This window comes from Luteimonas huabeiensis HB2, assembly GCF_000559025.1.
GTDB classification, from domain to species: Bacteria; Pseudomonadota; Gammaproteobacteria; order Xanthomonadales; family Xanthomonadaceae; genus Luteimonas; species Luteimonas huabeiensis.
This window is the reverse complement of record NZ_JAAN01000019.1, coordinates 121,698-147,658: the sequence shown is the minus strand read 5'-3', so window position 1 is coordinate 147,658 and position 25,961 is coordinate 121,698. Positions and strand designations below refer to the sequence as shown.

The following is a 25,961-nucleotide window of genomic DNA, read 5'->3' as shown; positions in this document are numbered from 1 at the left end:
GGCAGTCTAACGGCTGCGGCCGCATGCCTGCCGTGCACGCAGGCCGCCGAGGCGGACCGGTGCTACAGTCGGCGCGCGAAGTGCCTACGGACCAACGCCGCCCCGCCGCGTTCCGCACTTCGCCGATGCGCGAGGCGCGTGTCGCCATCGCCGGGGCGGACGCCGACACAAGGAGTACGCCATGAAGCGCACGATGCTGTCCGCACTGTTCGTCGCCCTGATGGGGGTCTCGGGGGTCGCCGCCGCCGTACCGCCAATGCCCTGCACTACGGCCAACGACGGCATGGTCTACCTGGAACTCTTCCCGGGTGGAGAAAGCCAATGGCTCTGCAGCGTGGGCCATTGGCAATTGCTGCAGACCTGCTACTACGACCGCCCCTATTGCGAGTATTTCTGAGCCCGTGCGCGGGAGTCCCCGCGGGCTCCCGCGTTCGCCGCGCACTGCGGCCACAACTGTGGTGCCCGGAGTCGGGATCGAACCGACACGGTGTCGCCACCGAGGGATTTTAAGTCCCTTGCGTCTACCAGTTTCGCCATCCGGGCAGGCGGCATAGAGTGCCCGAGACGCCGCGGCGGGGAAAGCGCGGCCGCATGCGGCGCGGAAAGCGAAAACCCGCCACGAGGGCGGGTCTTTCATCGCGATCGCGATGGAGGCCTGGGTCGGAATCGAACCGGCGTACGCGGATTTGCAGTCCGCTGCATGACCACTCTGCCACCAGGCCGGCGACGCTGCGGCGAGTCTATCGGAAACCCGATCGGGCTGCCCCGACAAGACAAGACCCCGCAAGCGGGGTCCTGGCCGGGGCGATCCGCGCCGCCTGCGGCGGGGGACTCGCATCGAAAACTGGAGCGGGAAACGAGACGTTTACTAGGCGCGTAAGTCGTTGTTTCCCGAACACTTTCTTCGCCGAGGTGGCCAGCGAAGACCTCAATTGTAGCCTTGTTTTTTGCCCTCGGCAACAAGTCCGTCTAAAGAAATCCACCGACGGCCATAGACCCCCACTCCGCACACCGGAGTCGCACACAGTACGTCTCCGTCCACCACGGACTCGAACTCACCACAGACCGCCGCGTTCGCGGCTCGTGCATCCCTCCATCGTGCGTCCCCGCACGATTCTTTGTCGCTATATCAGGATGCCGGGCAAGCATGACAGGCTCGGGCATCGCTACGTTCCGCTGGACGTCGTGCAACGATTGCCATCCCCTCGCGCCTTGTGAAACCGCTGGCATATCAGGCCATACCGGAACGGTTTTGCGAGGATCGCCGCCACTCATGACGCTGCCGATGTGAACGTCACCGTCGAACCTTGCCTTGGGGCAGATCGACCATCTTGCGATCACGGATTCTTACACATCGAGCACATGGCGGCTACCAGTGACACCAGTTGGCGAGTAGCGCTCAGGACTCATGACGAAGCGGGTCTCGGACCTCGCTTCACGCACAGACAACAGGCCGGCCCATCGGGTCGGCGCCAAAGGAGTCGGCCATGTAGTTCTCCTGGAAGGAGATGGGAGCATGAACAACAATGCACCAACATCGAAGGTGTTCTATCGTCCCATTGAAGCCTCCCTGCGTTGGGCCGGGCTTCTGCGGTTCGAGCATGTCATCCTGACTTCAATCTCGTCGTCAAGGAATCTGCCACAGTCGTTGGACTGCCCACGTTGGGGTGAGCTGAGGCTGTACACCGAACGCATCTACGACGGCATCCTCAATGGGGAACTTCCCTTCGGGAGGAACGGCATCACGACGCGCGATACCGCACTGATCGACTCTCCTGATCTGACGGTTCGCCACGTTGATCTGAAGCGCTGGATGTGCCAGCACTACCCCGAGCAGCGGCCCGGCTTTCTCTTCTCCCGCAGCGAGCGCATCGCCCATCCCTTCATCTCGCTGGAAACTGGGCAAGCCATGCTGGTCGAGCGGCTGGCCTTGAAATCCGCTTTGGAGCAATGCAAGCGGCAACTGCACGAGTTGCAAGAAAAGCACGACGCGCTGCTCAAGCAGTCCACGATGATCCCGGCCTGCGCCCAGTGCCCGATCAGCGATCGGGCCGAGGCCACCTACCTGAACATCATCGGCGGGATGTTGGGCCTGATGCTCGGCCAGTCCCCATCAGGCACGCCGTACTCCAGCTTCAGGACGCAGGAGGCCGTGGTGAGCGCCTTGGTCGCCCATCACAGCGGCGCCATGGGCATAGCGGAGCGGACGTTGAACGGCAAGTTCGCCACGGCCAGGCGCCGGCTGCATAGCGCCACCCTCTGAGATTTTCCAGCTTGTATGTGCAATCGCGGAGATTGCATTTGCAATGTCTTTCCGCAGCCAAGTCTATTGAATAGGGGTCACGCCAACAAACGCCACTGAGCGTTCAGGAGTGACCGACATGTCGCAAACACCTGCACTGCCACCGAACGAGCGCCGCATCCTGCGCCTGGAAGAAGTCGAAGCGAAATCCGGCTTCAAGCGCGCCCACATTTACGCCTTGATGAGGAAGCGCCAATTCCCCCAGGCGCTGCGCCTGGGCGTGCGCGCCGTGGGCTGGGACTCGATCGAGATCGATCAGTGGATCGCCGAGCGCGTCAACAACCGGGCGTGACCCGTTCTCCCGCGGACTTCCCATCCTCACACGGAGAACGCCATGCAGGTCGTATCCATCATTTCAACCAAAGGTGGCGTCGGCAAGACCACCACAGCCGCGAACCTGGGCGGGCTCGCCGCGGACGCGGGGCTGCGCGTGCTGCTACTCGATCTCGATGTGCAGCCCACCTTGTCGTCCTACTACGAGTTGGGCCACCGCGCACCTGGCGGCATCTACGAGTTGCTGGCCTTCAATGAGCGCGACCTCGGCCAGCTCGTGTCCCGCACAATCATCGCGGGTCTCGATCTGGTGCTCTCCAACGACCACCGGGGCGAGCTGAACACCTTGCTGCTGCATGCGCCGGATGGTCGCCTGCGGCTGCGGCACCTGCTGCCAGTGCTGGCCCCCCTCTACGATCTGGTACTGATCGACACGCAGGGCGCGCGCTCGGTGTTGCTGGAGATGGCGGTACTCGCCTCCGACCTTGCGCTGTCGCCTGTGACCCCGGAGATTCTCGCGGCCCGCGAGCTGCGGCGCGGCACCATGCAGTTGCTCGAAGACATCGCGCCATACAGGCACCTGGGCATCGAGCCGCCGCCGCTGCACCTGCTGATCAACCGCGCCCACCCGGTGTCGGCCAACGCCCGGATGATCCAGAAAGCCCTGCGCGACCTGTTCCAGGGGCATGTCGGCATCCGCGTGCTGGATACCGACGTTCCGGCCATCGAAGCCTATCCACGCGCCGCGACCCGTGGCCTGCCGGTGCATCGGGTCGAACATCGCCAGCCAGTGGGCAGAGTTGCTCCCGCTGCGCTCCACACCATGCGCGCGCTCGCCAGTGAACTGTTCCCGCCATGGCAAGATCGATTTGCACAGGTCTCCGGCCGCCCGCCACGTCCTCTTGCAACCGGGAGGCATCATGGCGAACGCACATGACCTGGCCCGCGGCCACAAACGACTGCGCGCCCTGATCGAGTTCGCTGTGGGCGAAGGCTGGCACGTCAAACGCACTCCGGGCGGACACCTCAAATTCACCAAGGCAGGCTGCGCCGCGATCTACACCAGCTCGACGGCCAGCGACCATCGGGCGGCGCTCAACGCTCGGGCGCAGATCCGCCGCGCCGAGCGCGAGGCCCGGTCCCAAGCGCAGGGATGCCGCCATGGCTGAGATCACCTCCCAGCAGATGGCCGGCAAACTGCTCGCAGCCGGATTCGAGCGCAGCGGCCCGTCCGCCTTGGCCTTGAGCGACCCCATCGCGGACACGCCCATGGTCGTGACCCTGGACCAGTTGCGCCCTTACGACCACGATCCCAGGAAAAAACGCAACTCGGCCTACGAGGAAATCAAGGCGTCCATCCGCGAGCGCGGCCTGGACGCGGCACCGGCCATCACGCGGCGGCCCGGCGACGACCACTACATCATCCGCAACGGCGGAAATACGCGGCTGGCCATCCTGCGCGAACTGTGGTCGGAGACCAAGGACGAGCGGTTCTTCCGCATCTCGTGCCTGTTCCGGCCCTGGCCCAGCCGCGGCGAAGTTGTGATGCTGACCGGCCACCTGGCCGAAAACGAATTGCGCGGCGGGCTCACTTTCATTGAACGCGCCCTCGGCGTCGAGAAGGCGCGCGAGTTCTACGAGCAGGAAAGCGTCACCGCCCTGAGCCAGTCCGAGTTGGCCCGCCGCCTCGCTGCCGATGGCTTCCCGGTCCAGCAATCGCACATCAGCCGGATGAACGACGCGGTGCGCTACCTCCTGCCGGCGATCCCCACGGTGCTTTATGGCGGCCTCGGACGCCACCAGGTTGAACGCCTGTCGGTCATGCGCAAAGCCTGCATGCTCGCATGGGAGCGCTACGCCAAAGGCCGGTCACTGGTCCAGGACTTCGACGAGTTCTTTCAGGAAGTGCTGTCGCAATTCGATGTCCAGGCTGACGAGTTCTCCGCGCAGCGTGTACAGGACGAGCTGATCGGCCAGATGGCCGAACTGCTGGGCGTCGATTACGACGTGCTCGCCCTGGACATGACCGAATCCGATAGCCGCCAACGTGCCTTGGCCAGCGATCCGACGCCACCCTCGACGCCGCCTGCATTGCCAGAGCCTGGAGCCATCGCGCGCCCACCTGCCGATACCGCGCCCCCCGCCGCAAGGCCTGCGTCAGCGCCACCGTCTGCAGGCCGGCCTGCGGGAACGCCCTCGACGTGCGAGAGCGACGCGGATGCCAGCCAGGCGGGCGCAGCCAGTTCCGCTGCAGATGGCGACTTGCTTCAGGAGCACATCGTCTCGCCGGCGCCGACGACCGAACGGCTCCAGTCCATCCAGCGCATGGTTGCCGACCAGTTGGGCGATGCGCTGCCGCCCGACTTCTCGGAGAACGTCTTGCAGTCCATCCCGGTGCAAGCCGGTGGTCTCTATCCGATCTCCGATGTCTGGTACATCGATCCCGGCCTGGACACACCCGAGCGCTTGCGCATCCACATCGCGCAGTTCGCCCGCGAGATCGCGGGCGAGGCAGGCCTGGACGGGTGCATCGATGACCGTCCAGACGGCATCGGCTTCGCCTGTCGCGCCCGCGCCCAAAACCCTGTGGTGCTAGGCCGTGCCGTCCTCGCGCTGCTGGCTTGCCTGGCCGGTCAGCAGCCCGCCGACGTCGGCCTGGACAACGGGCAGGTCGTCATCGACCTGCCGGCGCTGCTGCACGGCCAGGACAACGCAACCCGGCGATTGAGCGACACCGCGCTGGTCAAGCTGTTCCGGCTGCTGCGGCTGGCCCGTCGCCTGCTCGACCTGGAAGCTGGGGCTGCGGCCTCTGGAACCTGAGCGAGAGAGGCCAGCATGTCCACACCACACCCACTCAACCAGGCCGTCATCGCCCAGGCCCTCTATGACCTGCGCAATGGGCAACTGCGCCGCTGCAAGCTGATGGGGTTTGGCGAGGCAGAACTGGACGCTCTCAAGCATCCCGCGCTGATTAGCGTGCTGGCCAACGCCAACGTGTCGTGGTGCTCTGTGACGGTCAACCGCGAAGTGCTTCGGCGTCTGCTCAGGCAGGCGCAGGACGTGGAGAAGGAAATCGCCACGGTCGATCGCATGCTCAGGCTGGGCGCGAGCACCGAGATGGTCAGCCGGTTCTACGGCTTGACCCACCAGGAAGTGGCGCTTCGCCGCGACATCCTCGGCTTGCCGAAGCGCAAAGGCCGGCACCCCGTGCTGGACGAGAAGCAAGACACGGAGCTGTGGCGGCAATGGAAGGCCGTGACCGGCAGCAGGAACGTCGATCTCGAAGACGAAACCTCCATCCTCGACGCCGCCATGGACTTGGCCGAAGGCATGACGCTGCCTCTGTCGGTGGTCTGGGCCTCGATCAAGAGCTGGGTCGATCAGGGATTAGGTTGAGCCATGGCCGTGGACGACACCGCACCACGCCGTGGCCCCATCGCACTCGCAGACCTGTTCGACGCTGCGCTGAAAGACCTTGCGCCCAAGCTCAATCCCAGCACGCCAGCGTCCACACCTGTACCGCCGCCCACGCCCACCACGTCCGGCGATGCGTTCCTGTTCAGTGGCAACCGGCACGAGACGGTGCCGCGGAGGCTGTTCCTCGACCGCCGCCTGACGCCGCTAGAACGGAATGCCTGGCAGGTGTTTCGGTTGATGCTCAACGACGATGGCGTTACCGCATTTCCCACCTATGAGCAGTTGCGGCCCTGGCTGGCTTCCATGCCCTGCGCAGGTCAGGCTTCGCATGAAACCGTGGCACGGGCGTTGACGCTGCTGCGCCTCACCCGATGGCTGAGCCTCGTGCGGCGACGGCGCGACCCCAAGACCGGCCGCATCCTCGGCAACCTCTACGTTCTGCACGATGAACCCCTGACGCCGTTCGAGGCCATGCAACTGGATGCCGACTACCTGGCGCTGGTCAGCCAGTCCCTGGGCCATTCGGCCAAGGCCATCCAGATGGTCGGATTGAACACGCTCCGGGAGATCGCGGAAGACCCGCTGCTATCCGGCCGCACGCTGCCGTCGCGGTTGCAGGTTCTGGCCGAACGCCTTGCCAGCCAAGGCATCACGGCCACCGAAAGTTATCCACAGGAAGACACCGCCCACGAATCCGAAGCAGGGGCTCCGAGCCTTCTTCGGAATGCTGATGACCCGTCTTCGGAATCCGAAGCAGGGCCGAAACCCGCGCCAGCCGCCTCTCTTCGGAATCCGAAGCAGGCCCGTACAGTACGTAGTAGTCGTATTAATGAAGTACGTACTACCGCACAGGCACGCGCGCTAGGCGACCTGCAATGGCCCAAGCGCTTCGCAGAACTGAAGGCAGAGCAGCAGACAGGTGCCAGGGTGGCATTGCAGCAGGTCGATGCCTCGCTGAGACAGGCCGTGCTGGACGAATGGGCTACGCGATGCAGCAGCCACGGCATCCGCAATCCTGCGGGGTATTTGTTCGGCATCATCCAGCGGGCCATCCATGGCGAGTTCAATGCCTGGGCCAAGAAGGACGCGCCATCGTCACCCGTTCCGCCGAACGAGCGGCCGTCACCACCAGCACCGCCACCATCCCAGCCGCAGGGCAAGCCTGTCCCGCCAGAAGTCGCCAAGCAGCACATCGAGCGCCTGCGCAACCTGCTCGCCAGCAAGTAAGCGGGCCTGCAAGGCGGTGAAGTGGATGCCGGTGGCTTCCAGTAGAGCTATCCCCTGGGGATAGTTCCACTGACGGCTACGACGTCGAACCGCTGCACGCCAGGCTTTGATCGCCTGCCGCGGGATCGGCCTTGTCCGCGCTGATCCGGGCGTGCAGCCTTCCTTGGCGCTCCATGGAGCTATCCCCTGGGGATAGCTCGCACCGCATGCACCCGCCGCACCCTGAACCGGGGACTGGCGGGTTTCGGTTTGTTGACTGACTGCCTTCCGCTTCCTGCCGAAGCTGGCCGCTCTTTCTCCAACAACGAGCGGACACCATGGCAACTACCAACGACCCCCTGCAACTGAATCTCGGAGCCCTGCGCAGCGCGATGTCGCTGACGCTGCACACGCACCACGCCTCGCGCATCTGGCACGGCCGCGCCGCCGCCGAGGGACGACCGGGCATCGTCGGCCTGAACGGCTACATCGCCCAGATGAACAAGATGCGGCGCGGCTCGGAGCAGGACGACCCGTACAGCGACTTCTGGATGCTGCGCATCGAGGACAAGCTCGACCAGACCAAGGCCACGCTGCAATCGCTGCGCGAACAGGTGGACCAGGCGCTCGCGAGCGTGCCGCCGGCACTCACCCTGGGCGAGAACCTCAACGTACAGCCCGTCAAGCTGCCGCTGTTCGTCAATGCGCAGCTCGGGTTTGCCGCCGTGTATCTGCTCGCTGACTACGACGACATCGCCCGCAAGCTGATCCTCGCGCACCACACTGCGCTGATCGATCGCTCGACGCTCGAACGCTGGCTCAACGAAGGCGCCCATGCACTGCGCAGCCTGTTCTCGCTGGCCCAGCAGTACCGCTACTCGGGCTGCACCCGCGACGACTTCGCCGCGAAAAACGCCGCAGCCCGGGCGGCGCTGGAGAAATTCGGCGAGTTGCCGCAGGACGTGCTGGAAGGCACGCGCCGCTCGAAGTTCGCGCCGCCCATCGTGCGCCGTGGCCTGCAGCAGCGCGGTGACGGTCCTGCCGCAGCACCATCCGCGAGTGACGAAGCCGCCGCCACCGAGGCCCCCGAAGCGACGTCCGGCGAGGACGAGCAGGCATGAGCGACCCGAACCGCGAAGCCCGCTACTTCCACCCGCTGCAACAGACAGCCTTCATGCGGCTGGAACACGCAGGCTCTCAAAAAGGCCTTTTAAAGCCCTTTAAAGGTAAAGGGGACCTGGAGGCCTGGGCCAGCCAGTGCTTCGCCATGCGCGACGAGTTGATTGCCCTGGCGCAGCGACAGGTGCTGCAACAGGCAGTCGGGCATCCCTTCCACCTGCTACCCATCGAACTGGCCCAGCAGACCACTGGCGCAGGCACAGCGTTTCTGCGCTGGCGCAAGCACGACAGGTCGGCCATGGGCGTGGCCTTGTGGCAGGAGCTGATGGCGAGCACCAGCACGCCCGTCAACCTGCTCGCCGACCTGCACGCCATTGAGCTTCAGCGCATCACGCTGAACATGCAGATCAGCCTGTTGCACACCTTGGGCAGGCAGGCTCAGGAATGCGCCAGCAAGGCGTCCAAGGCAGAAGACGCCTACCTGCGCCGGCTCAAGTCCACCCCACCCGCACTACGTGATCGGTGATCACGCCGGGCACCCCAGCACGCGCCCGACGCCGATCAGGTGCGGGTATTTCAACCACCATGGAGATTGCAACATGAGCACGCATTTTTCTGGCGAGGGCAACATCGGCTCGCCCCCCGAGTACCGGGAGTTCCCCAACGGCAACGACGAGCCGCGGCGGCTGCTGCGGCTGAACGTGTATTTCGACAACCCGGTCCCCACCAAGGGCGGCGACTTCGAGGATCGCGGCGGCTTCTGGGCGCCGGTGGAAATCTGGCATCGCGATGCCGCGCACTGGAAGGACCTGTACCAGAAAGGCATGCGCGTGCTGGTCGTCGGCCGCATGGAGCGCGAACCCTGGACGGACAACGAGGATCAGCCGCGCGAGACCTGGCAGATCAACGCGCGCAGCGTCGGCATCCTGCCGTTCCGCATCGAGTCCGTGACCGTCAGCCCCAGGCAGCCGGAGAACACGCAGGACACGCAGCCGAAACCCCAAGCCGCCCAGGAACCGACCGCGCCGAAGGAGCCGAAGCGCAGGAAGTGATCCGGCATGGGGCGGCGGCAGTTGTCCGTCGCCCCATGCCCTTGCGAGCTATCCCCAGGGGATAGCTCCATCGACTTCCACCGGATTCCACGCGCTCCCGAAAACCGCGGCTCCCGGCCCACACCCCCCCGGGCCGCACGCCTCTCCCGTCCCAGCCATTCCATCCCGTGAAAGTGGTCGCCATCGCATGCGGCTTGTTTGCTGCTGCCCCCGGTGCTGCTCGGCATCCTCGATTCCAGCAACTCAATGAACCACGGAATTCGGATGGACGGACATGCGGCTGTTCTTGTGCGAGAAGCCCTCCCAGGGCAAAGACATTGGCCGGATTCTCGGCGCGACGCAGCGCGGTGAAGGCTGTCTCAGCGGCTCCGGCGTCACCGTCACCTGGTGCATCGGCCATCTCGTAGAAGCGGCAGCTCCCGAGGTCTATGACGCGGCGCTCAAGCGCTGGTCGCTGGAGCAATTGCCCATCATTCCCCAGCAATGGCGGGCCGAGGTCAAACCGAAGACCGCCACGCAATTCAAGGTCGTCAAAGCGCTTCTGGCGAAGGCGACCCATCTGGTCATTGCAACCGACGCCGATCGCGAGGGCGAGCTGATCGCCCGCGAGATCATCGACCTGTGCGGCTACCGCGGCCCCATCGAGCGGCTATGGCTGTCGGCACTCAACGATGCATCGATCCGCACCGCGCTCGGCAAGCTGCGGCCGTCTTCCGACACGCTACCGATGTACTACTCGGCACTGGCGCGCTCGCGCGCCGACTGGCTCGTGGGCATGAACCTCAGCCGGTTGTTCACCGTGCTGGGCCGACAGGCCGGCTACGACGGCGTGCTGTCCGTCGGCCGAGTTCAGACGCCGACCCTGAAGCTCGTCGTGGACCGTGACCGCGAGATCGCAGCCTTCAAGTCGGTGCCGTTCTGGGCCATCGACGTATCCCTGTCCGAGGGTGGACAGGCTTTCAGCGCGCAGTGGGTTCCGCCCGATGGCTGCACCGACGACGCCGGCCGCTGTCTGCAGCAGCCCATCGCTCAGCAGGCCGTGCAGCAGATCCGCGCTGCGGGCAGCGCCCAGGTAGTATCGGTCGAGACAGAGCGCGTGCGCGAAGGCCCGCCGCTGCTGTTCGACCTGGGAACGCTTCAGGAGGTTTGTTCCAAGCAGATTGGGCTGGATGTTCAAGAGACCCTTGAAATCGCGCAGGCCTTGTACGAGACGCACAAGGCCACGACGTACCCACGTTCGGATTCCGGCTACCTGCCCGAAAGCATGTTCGCCGAGGTGCCCACGGTCCTGAACAGCCTGCTCAAGACCGATCCCTCGCTGCGCCCGATCATGGGCCAGCTCGACTCCTGCCAGCGCTCGCGCGCCTGGAACGACGGCAAGGTGACGGCGCACCACGGCATCATCCCGACGCTCGAACCTGCGAACCTCTCTGCCATGAGCGAGAAGGAACTGGCGGTGTACCGGCTCATCCGGGCGCACTACCTGGCGCAGTTCCTTCCTCACCACGAATTCGACCGCACCGTGGCTGAGCTTTCCTGTGGCCAGCAGAAGCTGGTGGCCACAGGAAAGCAGGTGATCGTCAAGGGCTGGCGTTTGGTGCTGGCCGAGCCGCAAGCGGACGAGGACGGCGACAGCGCCGCGCGCAGCCAGATGCTGCCTGCACTATGCGAGGGCGCGGCGTGCCAAGTGGCCGAGGCCGAGATCAAGGCGCTCAAGACGATGCCGCCCAAGCCCTACACGCAGGGCGAACTGGTCAAGTCGATGAAGGGCGTTGCGCGCTTCGTCAGCGATCCGCGGTTGAAGCAGAAGCTCAAGGACACGACGGGCATCGGCACCGAGGCGACACGGGCCAACATCATCAGCGGGCTGATCGCCCGCGGCTACCTCGTGAAGAAAGGACGCTCCATTCGCGCATCGGATGCGGCATTCACGCTGATCGACGCCGTACCTGCGGCGATTGCAGATCCCGGTACAACGGCGGTGTGGGAGCAGGCGCTCGACATGATCGAGGCCGGACAGCTCACCCTGGACGTGTTCATCGGCAAGCAGGCCGCGTGGATTTCGCAGTTGATCGCGCAGTACGGCAGCACGTCCCTGTCCATCAAGGTTCCCCTGGGGCCGGCTTGTCCGCAGTGCGGCGCACCGACGCGCCAGCGCACCGGCAAGAGCGGCCCATTCTGGTCGTGCAGTCGCTACCCCGGCTGCAAAGGCACGCTGCCGGTCGAAACCGGCACGTCCAAGCGTGGTGCCTCGCGCCCGCGCAGTAGCGGCCGCAAGGGCTCCTGACCGACCCCATTCCCCGTGAGCCGTGCCCGCCATCGGCGGCGTGGCCTGTGTCCCGCACGCCCTGCGGGACGCCCAGCGCGCAACGCCTTCTTCGTCCGTGTGCGCGTCCCGCCCAGCCGTCCCCGGCCGCGGGACCTGAAGGTAGCTCTTCCGCGAACCGCTTCCTGCGCGTTCTGCTGATCTGCATTTTTTCCGCCTCTGCGAAGGGTCCCCTGATGGTTTGCCAGGTTGCGCGAGCCACCCGGAGACCCTTCGTGGTCAGCGGTATTCGGTGCCGGTGCCCGCCGGCGCAAAAACGGGCTCCCTTTGTGCGCGGATGTGCGCCAGACGATGCCGGCCCCAGCCACGACATGGGCCGGGTGTGATTGCTGACAGCAGACGGTTCTAGCGACGACCGGGCCTGCAACAGCCCACGGGTGGTTCTGTCCTCCCGAGCCGAAGGCCGATGGGCCTTCGGCGCCTTTCTCCTGCCCATCAACGTCCCGGCCCGCCCAGGGGCCCAGGGCCACACGAACAGGAGACCCGACATGAACCCGCAACCATGCACCCTTCAGGGTGCGCCCCAGGCCGCGCCACTGCTGTACGGCAGCGTGTGCAGCGGCATCGAGGCCGTGAGCCTCGCCTGGCAACCCCTCGGCCTCGAAGCCGCTTGGTTCGCCGAGATCGAGCCGTTCCCGAGCGCCGTGCTCGCCCACCGCTACCCCCGCGTGCCCAACCTGGGCGACATGACCGCGATTGCCTGCCAAGTGCGCGCCGGCACCGTGCCCGCGCCCGACATCCTGGTCGGCGGCACGCCGTGCCAGTCGTTCAGCGTTGCCGGCGCACGCCAGGGACTGAATGACCCGCGCGGTGCCTTGACCCTTGCCTATGTGGAGCTTGCCAATGCCATCGACCAAACCCGCCATCAAGACCGCCGCCCGTCGGCAACGCTCGTCTGGGAAAACGTCCCCGGCGTCCTCAACGACCGCAGCAATGCCTTCGGGCATTTCCTGGGCGCACTGGCCGGAGAAGGCCGTGCGCTCCAGCCGCCAGGGGAAAAATGGGCGCACGCAGGTTGTGTGTCTGGACCCCGCCGCCGCATCGCCTGGCGCGTGCTCGACGCTCAATATTTCGGCGTCGCCCAACGCCGCAAGCGTGTGTTTCTTGTGGCAAGTGGTGGAGATGGCCTCGATCCCGTCGAAGTACTTTTTGAGCGCGCAGGCCTGCTCGGGGATTCTTCTGCGTGCCGCGCGCCGTGGCAAGAAGTTGCCCACGCTGCTGGACCGGGTGTTGCAGCAGCAGGCGGACACGCGGGATTTGCAGGACTGAAGCAGCCCTACGGCACGGTCACGACGACGTTCGGATTCAGCGGCGGCGCCGGCCCCGTCGATGTGGCGGCATGCCTCATGGCCGCAGGCCCCAAGCACGACATCCGCACGGAGACGTTCATGGTGCAGTCGATCGCCGGCAGCATCGCCCACACCCTCGACACCGCCAACAACGGCAAGGGCAGCAGCGAGGACGGCACGGGCAAGGGGGTGCCGATCATCGCCTTCACCGCCCAGGGCAGCGGCGCGGATGCCACGATCGACTTGACGCCAACGCTGCGTGCTGGCGGGCATTGCAACAGCCATGCGAACGCCGGTGTCGTGCCCGCCATCGCCTTCGCGCAGAACAACCGCGGCGAAGTGCGCTTCGAGTCGGGCCACGGCCAGGTGGCTTGCACCGTCTTGTCCAACGGCAAGCCGGGCTACGGGGTGCCGATGGTGGCCTGCGTTGCCCTACGGGGACGGCAGCATGGTCTTGCCGCTGAGCTGGGTGGCGGCGTAGCGGCCGCGCTGCGCACCAGCGGCGGCGGCGCGGACAAGCCCCATGTGCTGACCCCCGACTTCGAGGCGCATTTCCGGTACGACTGGACTGACCCCGGCCACGGAGACTGGTCGCATTGGCGCGTGCGGCGGCTGATGCCCGTGGAATGCGAGCGGCTGCAAGGCATGCCCGACGACTACACGCTGATCCCGTACCGCGGCAAGCCCGCCGCGGACGCACCGCGCTACAAGGCGATCGGCAACTCCATGGCCGTCCCGTGCATGGCATGGCTGGGCCAGCGCCTGGTGCAGTGCCTGCACAAGACGGGCTCGACCGCTTCGGATTGATCGGCGACGCAGCCTGCGGGCCGCGCCATTCTCCCTCCTGCATTGCCGATGTATCGGCAGCAGCCCGCAGCCAGGGTGTCAAGGCTGCCGTGGGTTCCGCCCACGCCACCCGCCAGTTCGCCTCGGCATCTCACCGGCGAACGCTGCCCACCGGGGCACCGATGCCTCTTTTCTCCAACCCACGGGATGGCTGCCACGTCCCGTCAGGGGCATGTCGCCACCCGGTCGATTTCAGGACTTCACATGGAAAACATCACCAAGCAAGACCGCATCACGCTGAAGAACCTCAAGGTGGCCGACTTCGCCAGCGAGGAAACGATGTGCTTCAGCGCCACCGTCGTGTTCGACGGCACTCCCATCGCCGAGGCCCGCAACGACGGGCATGGCGGCTCGACGTTCGTCCGCGCGCTCAATGGCAAGGCGGCGCTGCTGGCTCAGGCCGAAGCCTTCGCCAAGAGCCTGCCGCCTGCGCCGCTCGATCTCGGCCATGAGGGTGAAGACCCTCACTACATCGACATGACGCTCGACTTCCTGGTCGATGAACTGGCCGATGCCATGCACGCCGATCGCAAGGTGCGAGCCGCGTTCAACCGCGACATCGGCAACAAGGTGCTGTTCATCAAGGACGGCAAACTGCTGTTCATCAAGGGCATCAAGCTCAAGGCCATCGCCGACCGCAAAGCGTACTTCGCTTCGCTGCGCACCCGGCAGGCCCAGCCCATCGTCATCCTCGCCGAGCTTCCTCCCGTTCAGGCGTTCGACCTGTGGAAGCAGCATGTCCTGGGCGGTAAGCCCGACTGACCCAGCGCCGACGCACGAGCCTGACAGCCCCGCACTCGATGCGGGGCTTTCTTTTTCTGCACCCATCAATCGGGGCTGGGCCGGATGCCGTTTTCCAACTGACGTAGTGCGGGCCTCGCACGAAGCTGCCCGCATGTTCGCTGATTCGTCAGCACATGCCAGCAGCCAGGGTTTCAGGCTGTCGCGGGTCTCACCCGCGTCACCCACCAGTCCGAATCGCATCCATTCCGCGGGCGAGCGTCCCCGTGACGCCGATGCTTTTTATCCACCGCGTGCGGGAGCTGCCATCCCGTGAGGGACACGGCCCCGTTCTTTCCAAGGAGCCCATCCATGTCCCAGCAAGCCTCTTTCGGCCAGTCCTTCGGGAAATTGGCCCTGACCTACTGCGGCAAGTTCCTGCCGCTCGAAGTCCTGCAAAGCGCCGCCGGTCACTACATCGGCACGCGCGACACCGAAGGCCCGGTTTCGCGGGAATCCCGCGAGTACTTCCGCAGCTATGCCGCGGCTCAACGTGCCCTCGTTAGAGGCGGCTGGTCCCAGCTCGCCGTTCCCTGATCCAACTGGAGGAATCACGTCATGAACCAGCTATTGCCCCAGGAAGTCGTCGATCAGATCATGCGGGAAGAGCAGCATTTCGCTGCCGCGCCCCAAGCCTTCTTCGAGGCCTGGAAGCGCGGCGTCGAGATCGCTGGCCCCGAATGGTTCGGCGACGGCACTCGTGAAGGCTTGAACCAGGCCAAGAGCAAGTGGGATCTTCGTCCCAACATGCTGCGGCTCAACGACGCCCTCGGCGTCCTGAGCAGCGGGGAACGCATGTTCCTGTCCGCCATGGTCAGCTTCTACAACGCGCGTGAGGGCGGTGCCATGCTCAAACGCTGCCATTTCGACGGGCTGTCGGACTTCGATGGCCTCGATCTGCAACGCCGCAAGGTCATCGCCGACCTGCTGGTGAACTACAGCGGCTGGTGAGCCGGTCTCCGGCACACCACCGTCTCCTCGTTCCCCCCGTGAGGGACATGCGCCCACAAGGCCATGTCCCTCGATTTCTTCCTCATCGCCCAACGCCACCGGCCTTGGGCAATTTCCTGCGGATGCCATCGTCCGCATGGGCTGGCTCCGCTCACTTCCCGAAAGGAGCCCCCATGGCAAACAACTACTACGAGGGTACGGGCGTTCTCGTGCTCGACCACGTGACCCCCGTCATCAAGGCGCTGTTCGGCACCTTCGCACTGGACGAGAGTCATCCCGGCAATGGGCAGGCCTACATCGCCCTGATCGCCGAGACCAATGATCCGCGATGGACAGATGTGCTGGACGGTCTGGAAGAGCTGGCTGCACAACTCGACATCCCCATGCCCGACGACGAAGAGCTGTCGATTCCACCTCTGCTCGAACGACTGGCCGCGCACTTCGGTGCCGAGCAGGACGAAGAGTTGGAGAACCTGATCGAACACCACCAGTTCGAGGACAGTGCCGATCTGGAAGCCTTGCTTCTGATTGCCACCTGCTTCGATGACGGCCATCACCTGACCGCCATCCAGTTCGAGGGTTGCTGGCATTGCAGCAGGCCGAGGCTGTTCGAGTTCGGCGGCAATGGCTGCTATCTGAGCCGCGAGGTTGAGGTTTTCAGAACGTCATCGCAGGCGCTCCAACTCGGCGACCAACTGCGCAAAACCATCCTGGCCGCCGACATCGAGGAGGCCTCGGCGTTGATCGCGCTGGAGGCAGCCAACTTGCTCGCAGGCATCAGCGATGAGCAATTCCGCCTGAATGTCCGCCATCGCGCCGCCGAACGACTGGCCCAGATGCCAACGATCAGCGCCGACTGACGCATTTCCCCCTTTCAACCCACCGGGTCCAATTCCCGGTGGCGGGAATTGGCTCCATTATTCAATCTGGAGAGTTCCCATGTCCCAGAAACCCAATCCCTTTCTCCGCGGCTACTGGAATCTGAAAATTGTCCGCACGCTGTGTATCGGCTACGAGGACGGAAGCCCGCATGTCTGGCGAAACATCCACGCGAGCCAACAGCACTTCTCCGACGAGGACCTGGTTTCGTCCTCCTGCATCGTCACCGGCGATTTCGCCGTGGTCAGCAATGGCCCTGAACCTGTGAGTGCCGAAGTGCTGGCCGAGTGCGATGCCGGTCAAGGCGTCAACGGCGAAGGCGTGATCGGTGCCGTGGTCTATGCCATCCATGGCGACAACTTCGACGGCCGCCCGGTCCACGTCGGTGACACCTACTCGGCCGAGGCCGCGCGGGAAGTCGTACAGCGCCTGAGTTTCGAGACCGGGTACTTCAGCCGGGCCTGGGAAATCAGCCGCGATCACATCTCCATCGAGACCTGGCACTACCTCGCCAATCTGGCAGACCTCGCCACGGCCGAAGCCTTCCTGTTCATCGCCTTCCGGGTTCCGTACAGCCCGGCGATCGGCATCAAGCTGATCTCCACGCCATGGACGGACGGGAACCTGGAGCATGCCGAGGGCATCACCGCGGAGCAGCTTCGGCAGGAACACCGGAACAAGGACATGCCGGACGACCTGGCAAACATCCTTGAACTGGCTGGCCAGGCCGATGTGCGCATCCTGATCCTCGACGCCGACGCACCCGCGCTGCTGGGCCTGCCACTGGCCGAGTCCTAGCAGCCGCGCTACGCGCCAGCCTTCCTCTTTGTCCCCCCATGCCAGCCCGTCTCCTCGCCAGGAACCGGGCTGGTCCGTTTTCATAGGAGCAACCTCATGTTCCCCGATCTCATCTCACCCACACGCGACTTCGAGCATCAGCTTGGAGCCTGCGTCAACGCCATGGGCCAGGACGACGCCATCGGCCAGATCCTGGTATTCGAGCGCATGAGCGGCACGCTGCACATGCGCCATATCGCCAGCGCCGACCTGGTGGACACCGACTTTGACGACTACGAAATGGTCGTGTTCGACGGTGGCAATACCAGCGGCGACACGTGGAAGCATGTCTTCTTTCCACGTCAGCGCGAGCATTACTTCGTGTACGAAGCCTGACCCATCCAGCCCCTTTCGAGGGGCTTTTTCTTGCCCGCAGTTCAAGAAAGCGGATGCGGCGCGGTGCGGTTTCCTGCGGGCGGGCCGCTCACCCCAAGGCCATCCTTGCCCCATGTTCGTCGGCGTCGCCGACACATGCCCAGGCAGCCGAGACCTTCGAGGCTGCAAGCGCGGGAGACCGTGCTGGTCGTTTCTTCCTACGGACGCATCGCGCCCATCCACCCACAAGGGACCTCTCCCTTGCGGGCGGGGAATCCCTTGTTTTTCCTCAAGGAGATTCCCATGGATCGCTCTCTCATCAAGACTCTGATGCCTTCGCTTGTCGCGGGCCATGTGCCCCGCAATGTGCGGTCGATCAAGTACCGTGTGTTCGATGATCAGCCGCAGTCCTCGGCGCTGGGCTTCGCCTTCGACCCCCAGCCTTTCGACGGCAAGGTGGTCGCCGCGACAGACAATGCCATCGTCGTCAAGCTCAAGCCTTCCGAGTTCGCCGTGCTCGACCCCAACCTGGTGACCTCCGTTCCCAGCGAAGGCGCCAAGGTGCATGTCCAACCGTATGCCCGCCGCCGTTTCGACGGCCTGCGCGCGGACACCCCGGAAGTGACCACCGAGAAGACCTCGGATGGTGTTCCCTACACCATCACCAGGCACATCCTCGGTTCCGCGCCGGCCAAGCTGCCCATCCCCGAGCCGCAGTGCATGGAACTGGGCCAGCTCATCCAGCAGTTGGAGGAAATGCCGGCGCCCGACGGGTTCCGGCGCATCACCCACATGCTGGTCGATGCGGACGCCCGCGACTTCACCTGGGTCGATCCCAAGCCGTCCAAGATCATCGAAACGCCTCCGGCGATCAGCTTCACGGTCTCGACCGCGAAGTTTGACGGCCAGGTGACGATCCTCTACGACCGCGGCGGCGACACCTACGTTGTAGAGCTGCGCCGCGACGGTGAACTGGTCGATCGGCATGACGAGGTGTATTTCGACATGCTCGGTGAAGTGCTGGAGCGGCTCATCGACGACGGGCGCTGGCGCCTGATCGACGTAACCGTTCTCGACGCCAAGGCTCCCCGGCGGCGCCAGGCAGTGCCGGCGTGACGTCCGAGTCGGGCGACTGCTGGGTGGTGTATTCGCCCAACGAGTCCGCCATCAGCGACAGCGCTGGCTTCTGGTCCAACGAGTTCGGCTGGGTCCGGCTCGACCAGGCGACGCGCTTCTCGACGGAAGAGACCGGGAGCTTGCCGCTTCCGACCTCGACCGGCCGTGATGCACGCATCGTTCCCTGGCAGGAAGCCACGCGGCACTACGGCTGAGTCCTCAACCTCCCGCCGACTTGCCCCCACAGGCCTTCCATCCGTTCGGGTGGAGGGCCTTTTTCTTCAGGAGATTTCAACCATGTCACTTCGATTCAAAGGCTCCGACCTGCGTCCCGTGCTGGCCGAGGCCGTCGCCAACCAATGCCGCATCGTCCTCGCCAAGGACCAGGGCGTGTACTTCCTCGCCGAGCGTGGGGAACGCCGCCCGGACGGCCGGGTGAAGCTGTTGGCCTATGCCGTCGGCTGCAACCCGGACACCGACCCGTTCGATGACTGGTGGGAACTGGCGCGCGCCGAACTGGGCGGTGACGACTTCGGCGAGTTCTTCGACCCGAAGGAAGGCGTCTTCGCACGCATCCTGCACGGCACGGACGACCTGATGCTGTCCGCCACCGCCACGCATCTATCGCTGGAGGTGGTTCCTCCGGCATAGCGCAGCAACCGCCGCGCGACCCTCGCAGCCCCCGCACCGGGGGCTTTCTTTTCTTCGCACGCGGCCATCGCCGCGCGTGCGCGTTCGTCTCTGGCCGCCATGGCCTGCCTCGTCGGCCCACCGCCGACATGCCCACGGAGAAGACCGCATGCACGACCCATTCAAGATCACTCAACCCACCTGCATCAGCTTTTCGGGTGGCCGCACCAGCGCCTACATGCTCTGGCGCGTGTTGCAGACCAATGGTGGCCTGCCTGCCGACACCGTGGTCTGCTTCGCCAACACAGGCAAGGAAGTGGAAGCGACCTTGCGCTTCGTGCGCGACTGCGCCGAACACTGGCAGGTACCGATCCACTGGCTGGAGTACCTGCCCACAGAACCGGGCTTCACGCTGGTCGATTTCGAGCGGGCCAGCCGCCAGGGCGAACCGTTCGAGGCGCTGATCCGCAAGCGCCAGTACCTGCCCAATCCCGTCGCGCGTGGCTGCACGACCAGCCTGAAGATTCGCCCGATGCACCGCTTCCTGCGGCACCTGGGCTGGACGGACTGGGACCAGATGATCGGCATCCGCGCCGACGAGCAGCGGCGCGTCGCCAAGATTCGTGCGCGCGGCCATTCCACCGAATCGACCCACGAGACGATGTGCATGCCGCTGGCGGACACCGGCGTCACCGTGCGCGACGTGGGCACCTTCTGGCAGGCGCAGCCGTTCGACCTCGACCTGCTGACGGTGAACGGGCGCACGCTGGAAGGCAACTGCGATCTGTGTTTCCTGAAGCCGCGCGGACAGCGCCTGGCCCTCATCAAGGCCCGACCGGAGACCGCCGTGTGGTGGATTCGCATGGAATCGCTGAACCTGGCCAGCAAGCCCAGCGGCGCCCGGTTCCGCGCCGACGGCCCCAGCTACGCCGACCTGGCGCGCTTCGCCGCCGACCAGGGCGACCTGTTCGACGCCGAGGAGCCGATCGCCTGCTTCTGCGGCGACTGACGCGCATGGCCAGGCAACCGATCTCGCCATCGCTGCAACTGCTGCCGGTGTCCTTGCGCTGTGCCAATGCCTTTGTGCAGAAGCACCATCGCCACCACCGTCCGGTTCAGGGGGCGAAGTTCGCCCTGGCGATCACGCTGTCCGGCAGCGACTGCATCTGCGGCGTGGCCATCGTCGGCCGTCCGGTCGCACGCCACCTGGACGACGGCTGGACTCTCGAAGTGACCAGGCTCTGCACCGATGGCACGCCGAACGCCTGCAGCAAGCTCTACGGGGCGGCATGGAAGGCGGCCAAGGCCCTGGGCTACACGCGGCTGATCACCTACACGCTGCCAATGGAAGGCGGCACCAGCCTGCGCGCCGCCGGCTGGCGGCTGGTCGGCACGCGCGGCGGCGGTGCCTGGAGCCGCCCCAGCCGTCCCCGCGCCGACACGCCCGACCACCTGCGCGGCCCCAAGTGCCTGTGGCAGGCGCCGGGCGGCGTGGACAAAGGGAAGCGCCCGGATGCCGATTGATTGCTGTCGCGCGCGCGAGGCCCGGCCATGCTGATCCCATGCCTGCTGACGTTGTCAGCGACATGCCAGGCAGCCATCGGTCTTTGAGGTTGCGGCGCAGCTCCCGCTGCGTGACCGAGCCAGCTCGCACCGCATCCGTTCGCGAGCGGCCACCAGTCTCTGGTGGCGGATGCTTTCGCCTTTTCAACCCACCGCGGGGTTACGCACCTTTCCCCGCATGCGTGGGCCGGTGTGTCTCCGCTTCTTCCCTATGGAGATTCACCATGAACACCACGTCCAACGAGAAATCGTATTTCGACATCCACACCTCGGGCATCGGCTACATCCAGCGTGCCCGTGAAGTGCCTGTCCGGGGCGGCCGCCGCGCGCAGCCCTTCCTGGCATGCACCATCGCAGCGCTGGTCGGTTCCGCCAAGGACCCGATCTACCGCTACTTCGACGTCAAGGTCTCCGGTGCCGAGGCCAAGAAGCTCGTCCAGCGCTACATCGGCGTTGACGATCCCAAGCAGCGCCCGCTGGTGCGCTTCCGCCTCGGCGACCTCTGGGGCGATGCGTACATCCGCGACAAGGGTGAGCACAAGGGCCAGGCCGGCGCGTCCCTCAAGGCGCGACTGCTCAAGGCCGAGCCGCTTGACCGGGCAGAACTGGCTTCAATCAGGCAGCACGAACTGATCACCCGCGGCATCGGCTACCTCAGCCGCCCGAAGGACGTCACCCCCAAGGATGGCGATCCGTTCCTCGCATGCACCGTCGCCGCGCTGGCCGGGCCTGTCGATGAACCGGAGTATCGGTACATCGACACCATCGTCTCCACCCCTGAAGCCGAGCACCTGGTTCGCCGGTGCGTGCAGGCCATCGAAGGGGACCGCAAGGTGCTGATCGCCTTCCGTCTGAACGACATGAAGGTCGATCCGTACATCCGCACCAAGGGCGAGCGCGCCGGGGAACCGGGAGCGAGCCTGGAATCGACGCTGGTCCATATCGGTCTGATCAAGATCGACGGCACCCAGGTCTATCCGACGAGCCAGGCGCAAGCCGAGGCGCCGCAGGCCGAGGACGCACCCGCGCCCGAAGCCGAGGTTGCCGCCGACACCGTTGCCGACCAGCCGGACGAGCCCGCCGAGCGCGAGCCCGCAGGTGAAGTCGAGGAGCAGGAGCCGGCATTGGCTGCTTCGTTCTGATCCGGCATGGCCCCTCACGGGGCCTTGTCGTTTTTCCTATTCGTCAACAGGAGAACCATCATGGCAGTCACATCGGCGCCCGAAAAATCGGTCTCGCCCGTCGTCGTCCCCGGCCAACTCACGCTGCGCACCATTCGCGGCAAGAACGGCCCGTTCACGGTCGGCCGCCTCGCCACGCACCTCGGTACGTTCGAGGTCAAAGACCCGGAACTGGAGCAGTACCCCGAAGGCAAGTACGACGGGGAATTCATCATCAGGTACATCTTCCCGAAGTCCTACCCGGTCGGCGGTGGCATGCGGTTCGAGATCCGCGCCAGCCTGGACGGGATGACGCTCTACGGCATCGACAAACTGAGCCGCGACGAAGCACGCAGCTTCGCCACGCAGGACGTCGATCCGCTCGATGAAGAGCTGGGGACGCAGCCTGCGGCAACGCCGGCCAAGCCCGCCAAGACGTCCAGGCCCGCCAAGCCCGCGCCCGTGCAGGCGTCCGCGGACCCGCTGGTCGATACCACGCCCTTCGGCGTGGATGCACCGCCACCCGCTGCGGCCGCTGCCTCTGGCGGCACCGAAGACGGGGACGCAGTGCTGTTCAGTTTGCTGTGGCCGCTGGGCGAAACCGTGCGACTGGATTCGACCATCGACCGCCGCACCCTGCGCGCGCAGGTTGCCCGCCTGCGCGAGCTGGGCTACGAGATGAACCCCAAGACGCAGGAGTGGAGCCGCGAGGCCGAACTGCAACCTGCGTGATCGCAGACGCCGCATCCGCGGTGTTTTTCATCCACCCGCCGGGGTTCCTTCCCCCTGCGGGGGAGGCCCGGCTTTTTTCTGGAGGTCTCCATCATGTCCACCATCGCTTGCGATGTCCCCCGGTCCGCGCTGGATGAATCCGCGTGGCGGGCTGTTTGCAAGACAGCCGCCGAGCACGCCCAGCGTGGTTGCGGCCTGTCCTGGGAACACTGGGTCACGCTTTTCAGTTCGGAGATCGACACGCAAGTCGGTCGGTTGCCGGAAGACCAGCGCCCTCAGGCCCTGGAAATCGCAGCCCAGGAATGGGACTACGCAACGCCTGCCGAGCGGCAGGAAACCCAGGACTGGCTTGCCGAAAACGGCTGCTGTTCGCACGGGATCACGCTGGGCTGCTGCCCGGCCGGTTGCGGTTCGTACTGAAAGCCGCCACTGGATTCCATCGCCGCACATGCGGCATTCCATCACCCGTCGGGGGTTCTCCCCTGCGGGAGGCCTCCGGCTCAACTTATTCAGGAGGCCTCTCATGGGCTGGTACTTCTCAAACCAATCGCGAACTGAACTGATCGCGGAATTGATCGCACCGCAGGAAACCGAGCGCACCAGCGCGAAGGTCATCGCCCACGCCCTGCGCGGCAACGTGCTGTGGTCCGTGGTCGAAATGACTGCCAAGGTCGAAGGCGTGCATCGTGATCTGGCACCGGGCCAGAGCTTGCGCTACATCCGCTGCGATCTGCTCGAACGCAGCGGCGGCCAGTGGGGCTACAAGCCCTTGGACGAGTCCATGCACCCGTACTATTACACGTGCCCGCTGTCCTATCTGGACCTTGCACCGGAGCAGTCCGCCGACTGGCGTGCAGGCGTTCGCGCCTACCACACACGGCGGCGCATCCCCACGGCATCCGCGGCAACCGCCGCGGTGCTGATGGCCTGAGCCAGGAGGACCGACATGGACCCGATCCTGGCTGCGCTCCCGCACTCGCTGTTGAAGCTCGTCGAGGGGAGTTTGTCCAACGACGAAGTGTGCTCCGACGAGGAAATGCTGGGGTACTTCATCGACAACGGCCTCACCGAGGAACAGGCGCGGCAGGCACTGACCTACCGCGACCAGTACCTCAACAACATCTACCTGGACGGCTTCACGCCGATCACCGCGGTAGACGAGGCGCTTCACTTCAACCCGTACACCCGGCAGTTCGAGCCGGACTGAGCGATTTTCTTCCACCCCTTGGGGCAGTGCTTGCCCCATCGGGCGGTGCTGTTCCCGTTCATCCGAGGACACCACCATGCCCGCAAATCCTTCTTCCACCACGCTGTATCGCATCGATGAATGCCCGGACGTGATGGCCGACGCTTGCGTCGGCGATGACCAGGGCAACCTGATCTTCCTGTCTATCTGGGCGCGGGATACCGCCATCCAGCAGTTCCTTGCTCGCTTGACCCTCGGGCGCGACGAGCAAGGGCTGGACCAGTTCCACGTCATCACGGACCAGGGCGGCAGCATCCCGGTATTCATCGGCAACGTCGATCGCCTGGAAAAGCGCATGACGCGCGCCTACCGGCGAACGCTGTTCGGTTCGCTGTCCAACGTGTGGCTGTTCGACCGGCGCTGCGTCAAGCCCGACAAGGCCAACGCCAGCGCGATGGCGCTGCTGCCACGCGACAGTACCCACCGGCTCGACCGCCTGTGGATGCTGGTGCGGGACACCTGCCCGTTGCCGCTGCTCGATCACTGGCGCGAGACCGTGCTGGAACTGCTGCAAACCCGCGAGATGCTGGCCCGCCTTCCGTTCGCCCTCGGGCCGCTGGAAGGCCATCGGCTCGCTATCGACGTGCCGGCGCTGACCTTGGCGCTGGGCTCCCTGATCCGCAGTGACGTACTCACCGCCTACCCGTACCCGGCCAGGATCTGGACGCCGGAAGCGGTAACGGCTTGAGCCACCTGCGGAGGCACGCCTTGGCGTGCCTCCGCGATTCATCCCCGCCAACCAGGAGACTTCCATGGCTCTCATGTTTCCGCGGCTCGCCCGCAATTTCATTCGCAACGGCTACTTCCCCACGGATGAGCCCACGCTCGAAAGAGCCCTCAACGCACTGATGCCCAGCGATGGGCCGATGTGCATCCTCGATCCCTGCGCCGGCGAAGGCGTGGCGATCGCCGAAGCCGCTCATGCCCTCGGGCGCGAGCACGCCAAGGCGTTCGCCGTCGAGTTCGATGCGGAGCGGGCGCGCCATGCCCGCGGCCTTGTCGATCACTGCCTGCACGCAGACCTGATGGATACGATGATCTCCAAGCAGTCCTTCGGGCTGCTGTGGCTGAATCCGCCGTATGGCGACCTGTCCAAGGACGTCAACGGCAACATCGGCTACCAGGGCCAAGGCCGTGCCCGCCTCGAAAAGCTGTTCTACCAGCGCAGCCTGTCGCTGTTGCAGTACGGCGGCGTGCTGGTCTTCATCGTCCCCGGCTACGTGCTCGACGCGGAGTTGGTCGGCTGGCTGACTCGCCACTATACGGACCTGAGGATCTACCGAGCGGTGGAAACGCAGTTCAAACAGGTGGTCATCTTCGGACGCCGGGTGCGCCAGCGCGAGCAGGTACCCGATGGCGTCAAGGCCGTGCGCAATCTGCTGCTGCAGGTTGGGCTGGGCGAAGTCGAAGCCGAGGAACTGCCGAGCGAATGGCCGTTCCTGCCGTACATCGTCCCTGCCAGCCCGGCCGAGCCGGAGCATTTCTTCCGCGTGACGATGGAGCCCGAGCAGTTCGCCGACGAAGTTGGCCGCCTGCAAGGTCTCTGGCCGTCGCTGGACACGCACCTGGGGGCCGCGCAGCAGTCGCTGCGTCCACCGGCGCGGGCCCTGTCCCAATGGCATCTCGCCCTGGCTCTGGCCGCGGGCGCGATCTCCGGCGTCGTGCGCTCCAAGGCGGGGCGCGTGCTCGTCGTCAAAGGTGACACCCACAAGGACAAGACGCTCCAGCGGGAATTCACCGAACGCGAAGACGGCTCGATCGCCGAGACCCGCATCCTCACCGACAAGTTTGTTCCCGTCATCCGCGCGTGGGACATGACGCCTGGCTCCGCGACACGAGGCGAGGTGTTGACCATCCGCTGATTGTTTCTCCACCGCTGACGGTTCGCCGTCTCTCTTCCCACCACGGGGCATGCCATCGCC

Annotated in this window: 31 protein-coding genes and 2 tRNA genes; 31 read left to right on the top strand and 2 right to left on the bottom strand. The window is 65.4% G+C overall.

Annotated elements, in window-relative coordinates:
• Nucleotides 1–181: 181 nt before the first annotated feature.
• A complete protein-coding gene (locus Z164_RS0107735) occupies nt 182–397 on the top strand; it encodes a hypothetical protein (RefSeq protein WP_024890133.1) in 216 nt (71 codons plus the stop codon).
• A gap of 59 nt (nt 398–456) precedes the next feature.
• Here the strand turns inward: Z164_RS0107735 and Z164_RS0107730 are convergent.
• Together Z164_RS0107730 and Z164_RS0107725 are read right to left on the bottom strand one after the other, a co-directional pair.
• A tRNA-Leu gene (locus Z164_RS0107730) sits at nt 457–543 on the bottom strand.
• 105 nt (nt 544–648) lie between these two features.
• Nucleotides 649–722: transfer RNA gene (locus tag Z164_RS0107725), tRNA-Cys, on the bottom strand.
• Nucleotides 723–1,516: 794 nt separating this feature from the next.
• Here Z164_RS0107725 and Z164_RS0107720 point away from each other — a divergent pair.
• The 30 genes from Z164_RS0107720 to Z164_RS0107580 all read left to right on the top strand — a co-directional run bounded on the left by Z164_RS0107720 (nt 1,517) and on the right by Z164_RS0107580 (nt 25,901).
• Nucleotides 1,517–2,263, top strand: a complete 747-nt coding sequence (locus Z164_RS0107720) for a hypothetical protein (RefSeq protein ID WP_024890132.1) — start codon at nt 1,517–1,519, stop codon at nt 2,261–2,263.
• A 118-nt stretch (nt 2,264–2,381) separates the two neighbouring features.
• Entirely contained in the window at nt 2,382–2,594 is a 213-nt protein-coding gene (locus Z164_RS0107715; RefSeq protein WP_024890131.1) for an AlpA family transcriptional regulator, read from the top strand.
• Between the two features lie 42 nt (nt 2,595–2,636).
• Nucleotides 2,637–3,512 (top strand): ParA family protein, encoded by an 876-nt coding sequence (locus Z164_RS0107710; RefSeq protein ID WP_024890130.1) that lies wholly within the window; start codon nt 2,637–2,639, stop codon nt 3,510–3,512.
• Nucleotides 3,496–3,744, top strand: coding sequence for a hypothetical protein (locus Z164_RS0107705; RefSeq protein ID WP_024890129.1), 249 nt, complete (start codon nt 3,496–3,498; stop codon nt 3,742–3,744). Before Z164_RS0107710 ends, Z164_RS0107705 begins: the two co-directional genes overlap by 17 nt.
• Nucleotides 3,737–5,395, top strand: coding sequence for a ParB family protein (locus tag Z164_RS0107700; protein WP_024890128.1), 1,659 nt, complete (start codon nt 3,737–3,739; stop codon nt 5,393–5,395). Before Z164_RS0107705 ends, Z164_RS0107700 begins: the two co-directional genes overlap by 8 nt.
• A gap of 15 nt (nt 5,396–5,410) precedes the next feature.
• Nucleotides 5,411–5,971: a DUF2857 domain-containing protein gene (locus Z164_RS0107695; protein ID WP_024890127.1), complete on the top strand. Its 561-nt coding sequence runs from the start codon at nt 5,411–5,413 to the stop codon at nt 5,969–5,971.
• Between the two features lie 3 nt (nt 5,972–5,974).
• Nucleotides 5,975–7,219, top strand: a complete 1,245-nt coding sequence (locus Z164_RS21850) for an STY4528 family pathogenicity island replication protein (RefSeq protein ID WP_081770114.1) — start codon at nt 5,975–5,977, stop codon at nt 7,217–7,219.
• A 317-nt stretch (nt 7,220–7,536) separates the two neighbouring features.
• Nucleotides 7,537–8,319, top strand: a complete 783-nt coding sequence (locus Z164_RS0107690) for a PFL_4669 family integrating conjugative element protein (RefSeq protein ID WP_024890126.1) — start codon at nt 7,537–7,539, stop codon at nt 8,317–8,319.
• Nucleotides 8,316–8,843 carry a DUF3158 family protein gene (locus Z164_RS0107685; protein ID WP_024890125.1) on the top strand — a complete coding sequence of 176 codons (528 nt, stop codon included), beginning with the start codon at nt 8,316–8,318 and terminating at the stop codon, nt 8,841–8,843. The genes Z164_RS0107690 and Z164_RS0107685 overlap by 4 nt, the downstream gene beginning before the upstream one ends.
• A 73-nt stretch (nt 8,844–8,916) precedes the next feature.
• Nucleotides 8,917–9,369, top strand: coding sequence for a single-stranded DNA-binding protein (locus Z164_RS0107680; RefSeq protein WP_024890124.1), 453 nt, complete (start codon nt 8,917–8,919; stop codon nt 9,367–9,369).
• Between the two features lie 274 nt (nt 9,370–9,643).
• Nucleotides 9,644–11,656 carry a DNA topoisomerase III gene (locus Z164_RS0107675; RefSeq protein WP_024890123.1) on the top strand — a complete coding sequence of 671 codons (2,013 nt, stop codon included), beginning with the start codon at nt 9,644–9,646 and terminating at the stop codon, nt 11,654–11,656.
• 527 nt (nt 11,657–12,183) lie between these two features.
• Nucleotides 12,184–13,791, top strand: a complete 1,608-nt coding sequence (locus tag Z164_RS20195; protein WP_043689569.1) for a DNA cytosine methyltransferase — start codon at nt 12,184–12,186, stop codon at nt 13,789–13,791.
• A gap of 243 nt (nt 13,792–14,034) precedes the next feature.
• Nucleotides 14,035–14,592 (top strand): hypothetical protein, encoded by a 558-nt coding sequence (locus Z164_RS0107660; protein ID WP_024890122.1) that lies wholly within the window; start codon nt 14,035–14,037, stop codon nt 14,590–14,592.
• 330 nt (nt 14,593–14,922) lie between these two features.
• The gene (locus Z164_RS0107655; protein ID WP_024890121.1) at nt 14,923–15,147 is read left to right on the top strand and encodes a hypothetical protein; all 225 of its coding nucleotides are present in this window, start codon (nt 14,923–14,925) and stop codon (nt 15,145–15,147) included.
• Between the two features lie 21 nt (nt 15,148–15,168).
• Nucleotides 15,169–15,561 (top strand): hypothetical protein, encoded by a 393-nt coding sequence (locus Z164_RS0107650; protein WP_024890120.1) that lies wholly within the window; start codon nt 15,169–15,171, stop codon nt 15,559–15,561.
• 173 nt (nt 15,562–15,734) lie between these two features.
• Nucleotides 15,735–16,421 (top strand): hypothetical protein, encoded by a 687-nt coding sequence (locus tag Z164_RS0107645; RefSeq protein WP_024890119.1) that lies wholly within the window; start codon nt 15,735–15,737, stop codon nt 16,419–16,421.
• Between the two features lie 79 nt (nt 16,422–16,500).
• Nucleotides 16,501–17,238, top strand: coding sequence for a DUF5983 family protein (locus tag Z164_RS0107640; protein WP_024890118.1), 738 nt, complete (start codon nt 16,501–16,503; stop codon nt 17,236–17,238).
• A gap of 96 nt (nt 17,239–17,334) precedes the next feature.
• Entirely contained in the window at nt 17,335–17,613 is a 279-nt protein-coding gene (locus tag Z164_RS0107635; RefSeq protein ID WP_024890117.1) for a hypothetical protein, read from the top strand.
• Between the two features lie 282 nt (nt 17,614–17,895).
• Nucleotides 17,896–18,708 (top strand): hypothetical protein, encoded by an 813-nt coding sequence (locus Z164_RS0107630; RefSeq protein ID WP_024890116.1) that lies wholly within the window; start codon nt 17,896–17,898, stop codon nt 18,706–18,708.
• Nucleotides 18,705–18,923 carry a hypothetical protein gene (locus tag Z164_RS0107625; protein WP_024890115.1) on the top strand — a complete coding sequence of 73 codons (219 nt, stop codon included), beginning with the start codon at nt 18,705–18,707 and terminating at the stop codon, nt 18,921–18,923. The genes Z164_RS0107630 and Z164_RS0107625 overlap by 4 nt, the downstream gene beginning before the upstream one ends.
• Nucleotides 18,924–19,005: 82 nt before the next feature.
• On the top strand, nt 19,006–19,359 hold the full coding sequence (locus Z164_RS0107620) for a DUF3085 domain-containing protein (RefSeq protein WP_024890114.1): 354 nt from the start codon (nt 19,006–19,008) through the stop codon (nt 19,357–19,359).
• Between the two features lie 148 nt (nt 19,360–19,507).
• Nucleotides 19,508–20,347, top strand: coding sequence for a phosphoadenosine phosphosulfate reductase domain-containing protein (locus tag Z164_RS0107615; protein ID WP_024890113.1), 840 nt, complete (start codon nt 19,508–19,510; stop codon nt 20,345–20,347).
• Between the two features lie 5 nt (nt 20,348–20,352).
• On the top strand, nt 20,353–20,862 hold the full coding sequence (locus Z164_RS23310) for an XF1762 family protein (protein ID WP_024890112.1): 510 nt from the start codon (nt 20,353–20,355) through the stop codon (nt 20,860–20,862).
• Between the two features lie 263 nt (nt 20,863–21,125).
• The gene (locus tag Z164_RS0107605) at nt 21,126–22,043 is read left to right on the top strand and encodes a DUF3577 domain-containing protein (protein WP_024890111.1); all 918 of its coding nucleotides are present in this window, start codon (nt 21,126–21,128) and stop codon (nt 22,041–22,043) included.
• A gap of 60 nt (nt 22,044–22,103) precedes the next feature.
• Nucleotides 22,104–22,793, top strand: a complete 690-nt coding sequence (locus tag Z164_RS0107600; protein WP_024890110.1) for a DUF3275 family protein — start codon at nt 22,104–22,106, stop codon at nt 22,791–22,793.
• 93 nt (nt 22,794–22,886) lie between these two features.
• Nucleotides 22,887–23,213 carry a conserved plasmid protein gene (locus tag Z164_RS21845; protein WP_081770113.1) on the top strand — a complete coding sequence of 109 codons (327 nt, stop codon included), beginning with the start codon at nt 22,887–22,889 and terminating at the stop codon, nt 23,211–23,213.
• Between the two features lie 103 nt (nt 23,214–23,316).
• Nucleotides 23,317–23,724 carry a hypothetical protein gene (locus Z164_RS0107595; RefSeq protein WP_024890109.1) on the top strand — a complete coding sequence of 136 codons (408 nt, stop codon included), beginning with the start codon at nt 23,317–23,319 and terminating at the stop codon, nt 23,722–23,724.
• A gap of 15 nt (nt 23,725–23,739) precedes the next feature.
• Nucleotides 23,740–24,000, top strand: a complete 261-nt coding sequence (locus Z164_RS0107590; RefSeq protein WP_024890108.1) for a hypothetical protein — start codon at nt 23,740–23,742, stop codon at nt 23,998–24,000.
• Nucleotides 24,001–24,076: 76 nt separating this feature from the next.
• Nucleotides 24,077–24,727, top strand: coding sequence for a hypothetical protein (locus Z164_RS0107585; RefSeq protein WP_024890107.1), 651 nt, complete (start codon nt 24,077–24,079; stop codon nt 24,725–24,727).
• 40 nt (nt 24,728–24,767) lie between these two features.
• Nucleotides 24,768–25,901, top strand: a complete 1,134-nt coding sequence (locus Z164_RS0107580; protein WP_269079009.1) for a DUF6094 domain-containing protein — start codon at nt 24,768–24,770, stop codon at nt 25,899–25,901.
• Nucleotides 25,902–25,961 lie beyond the last annotated feature (60 nt).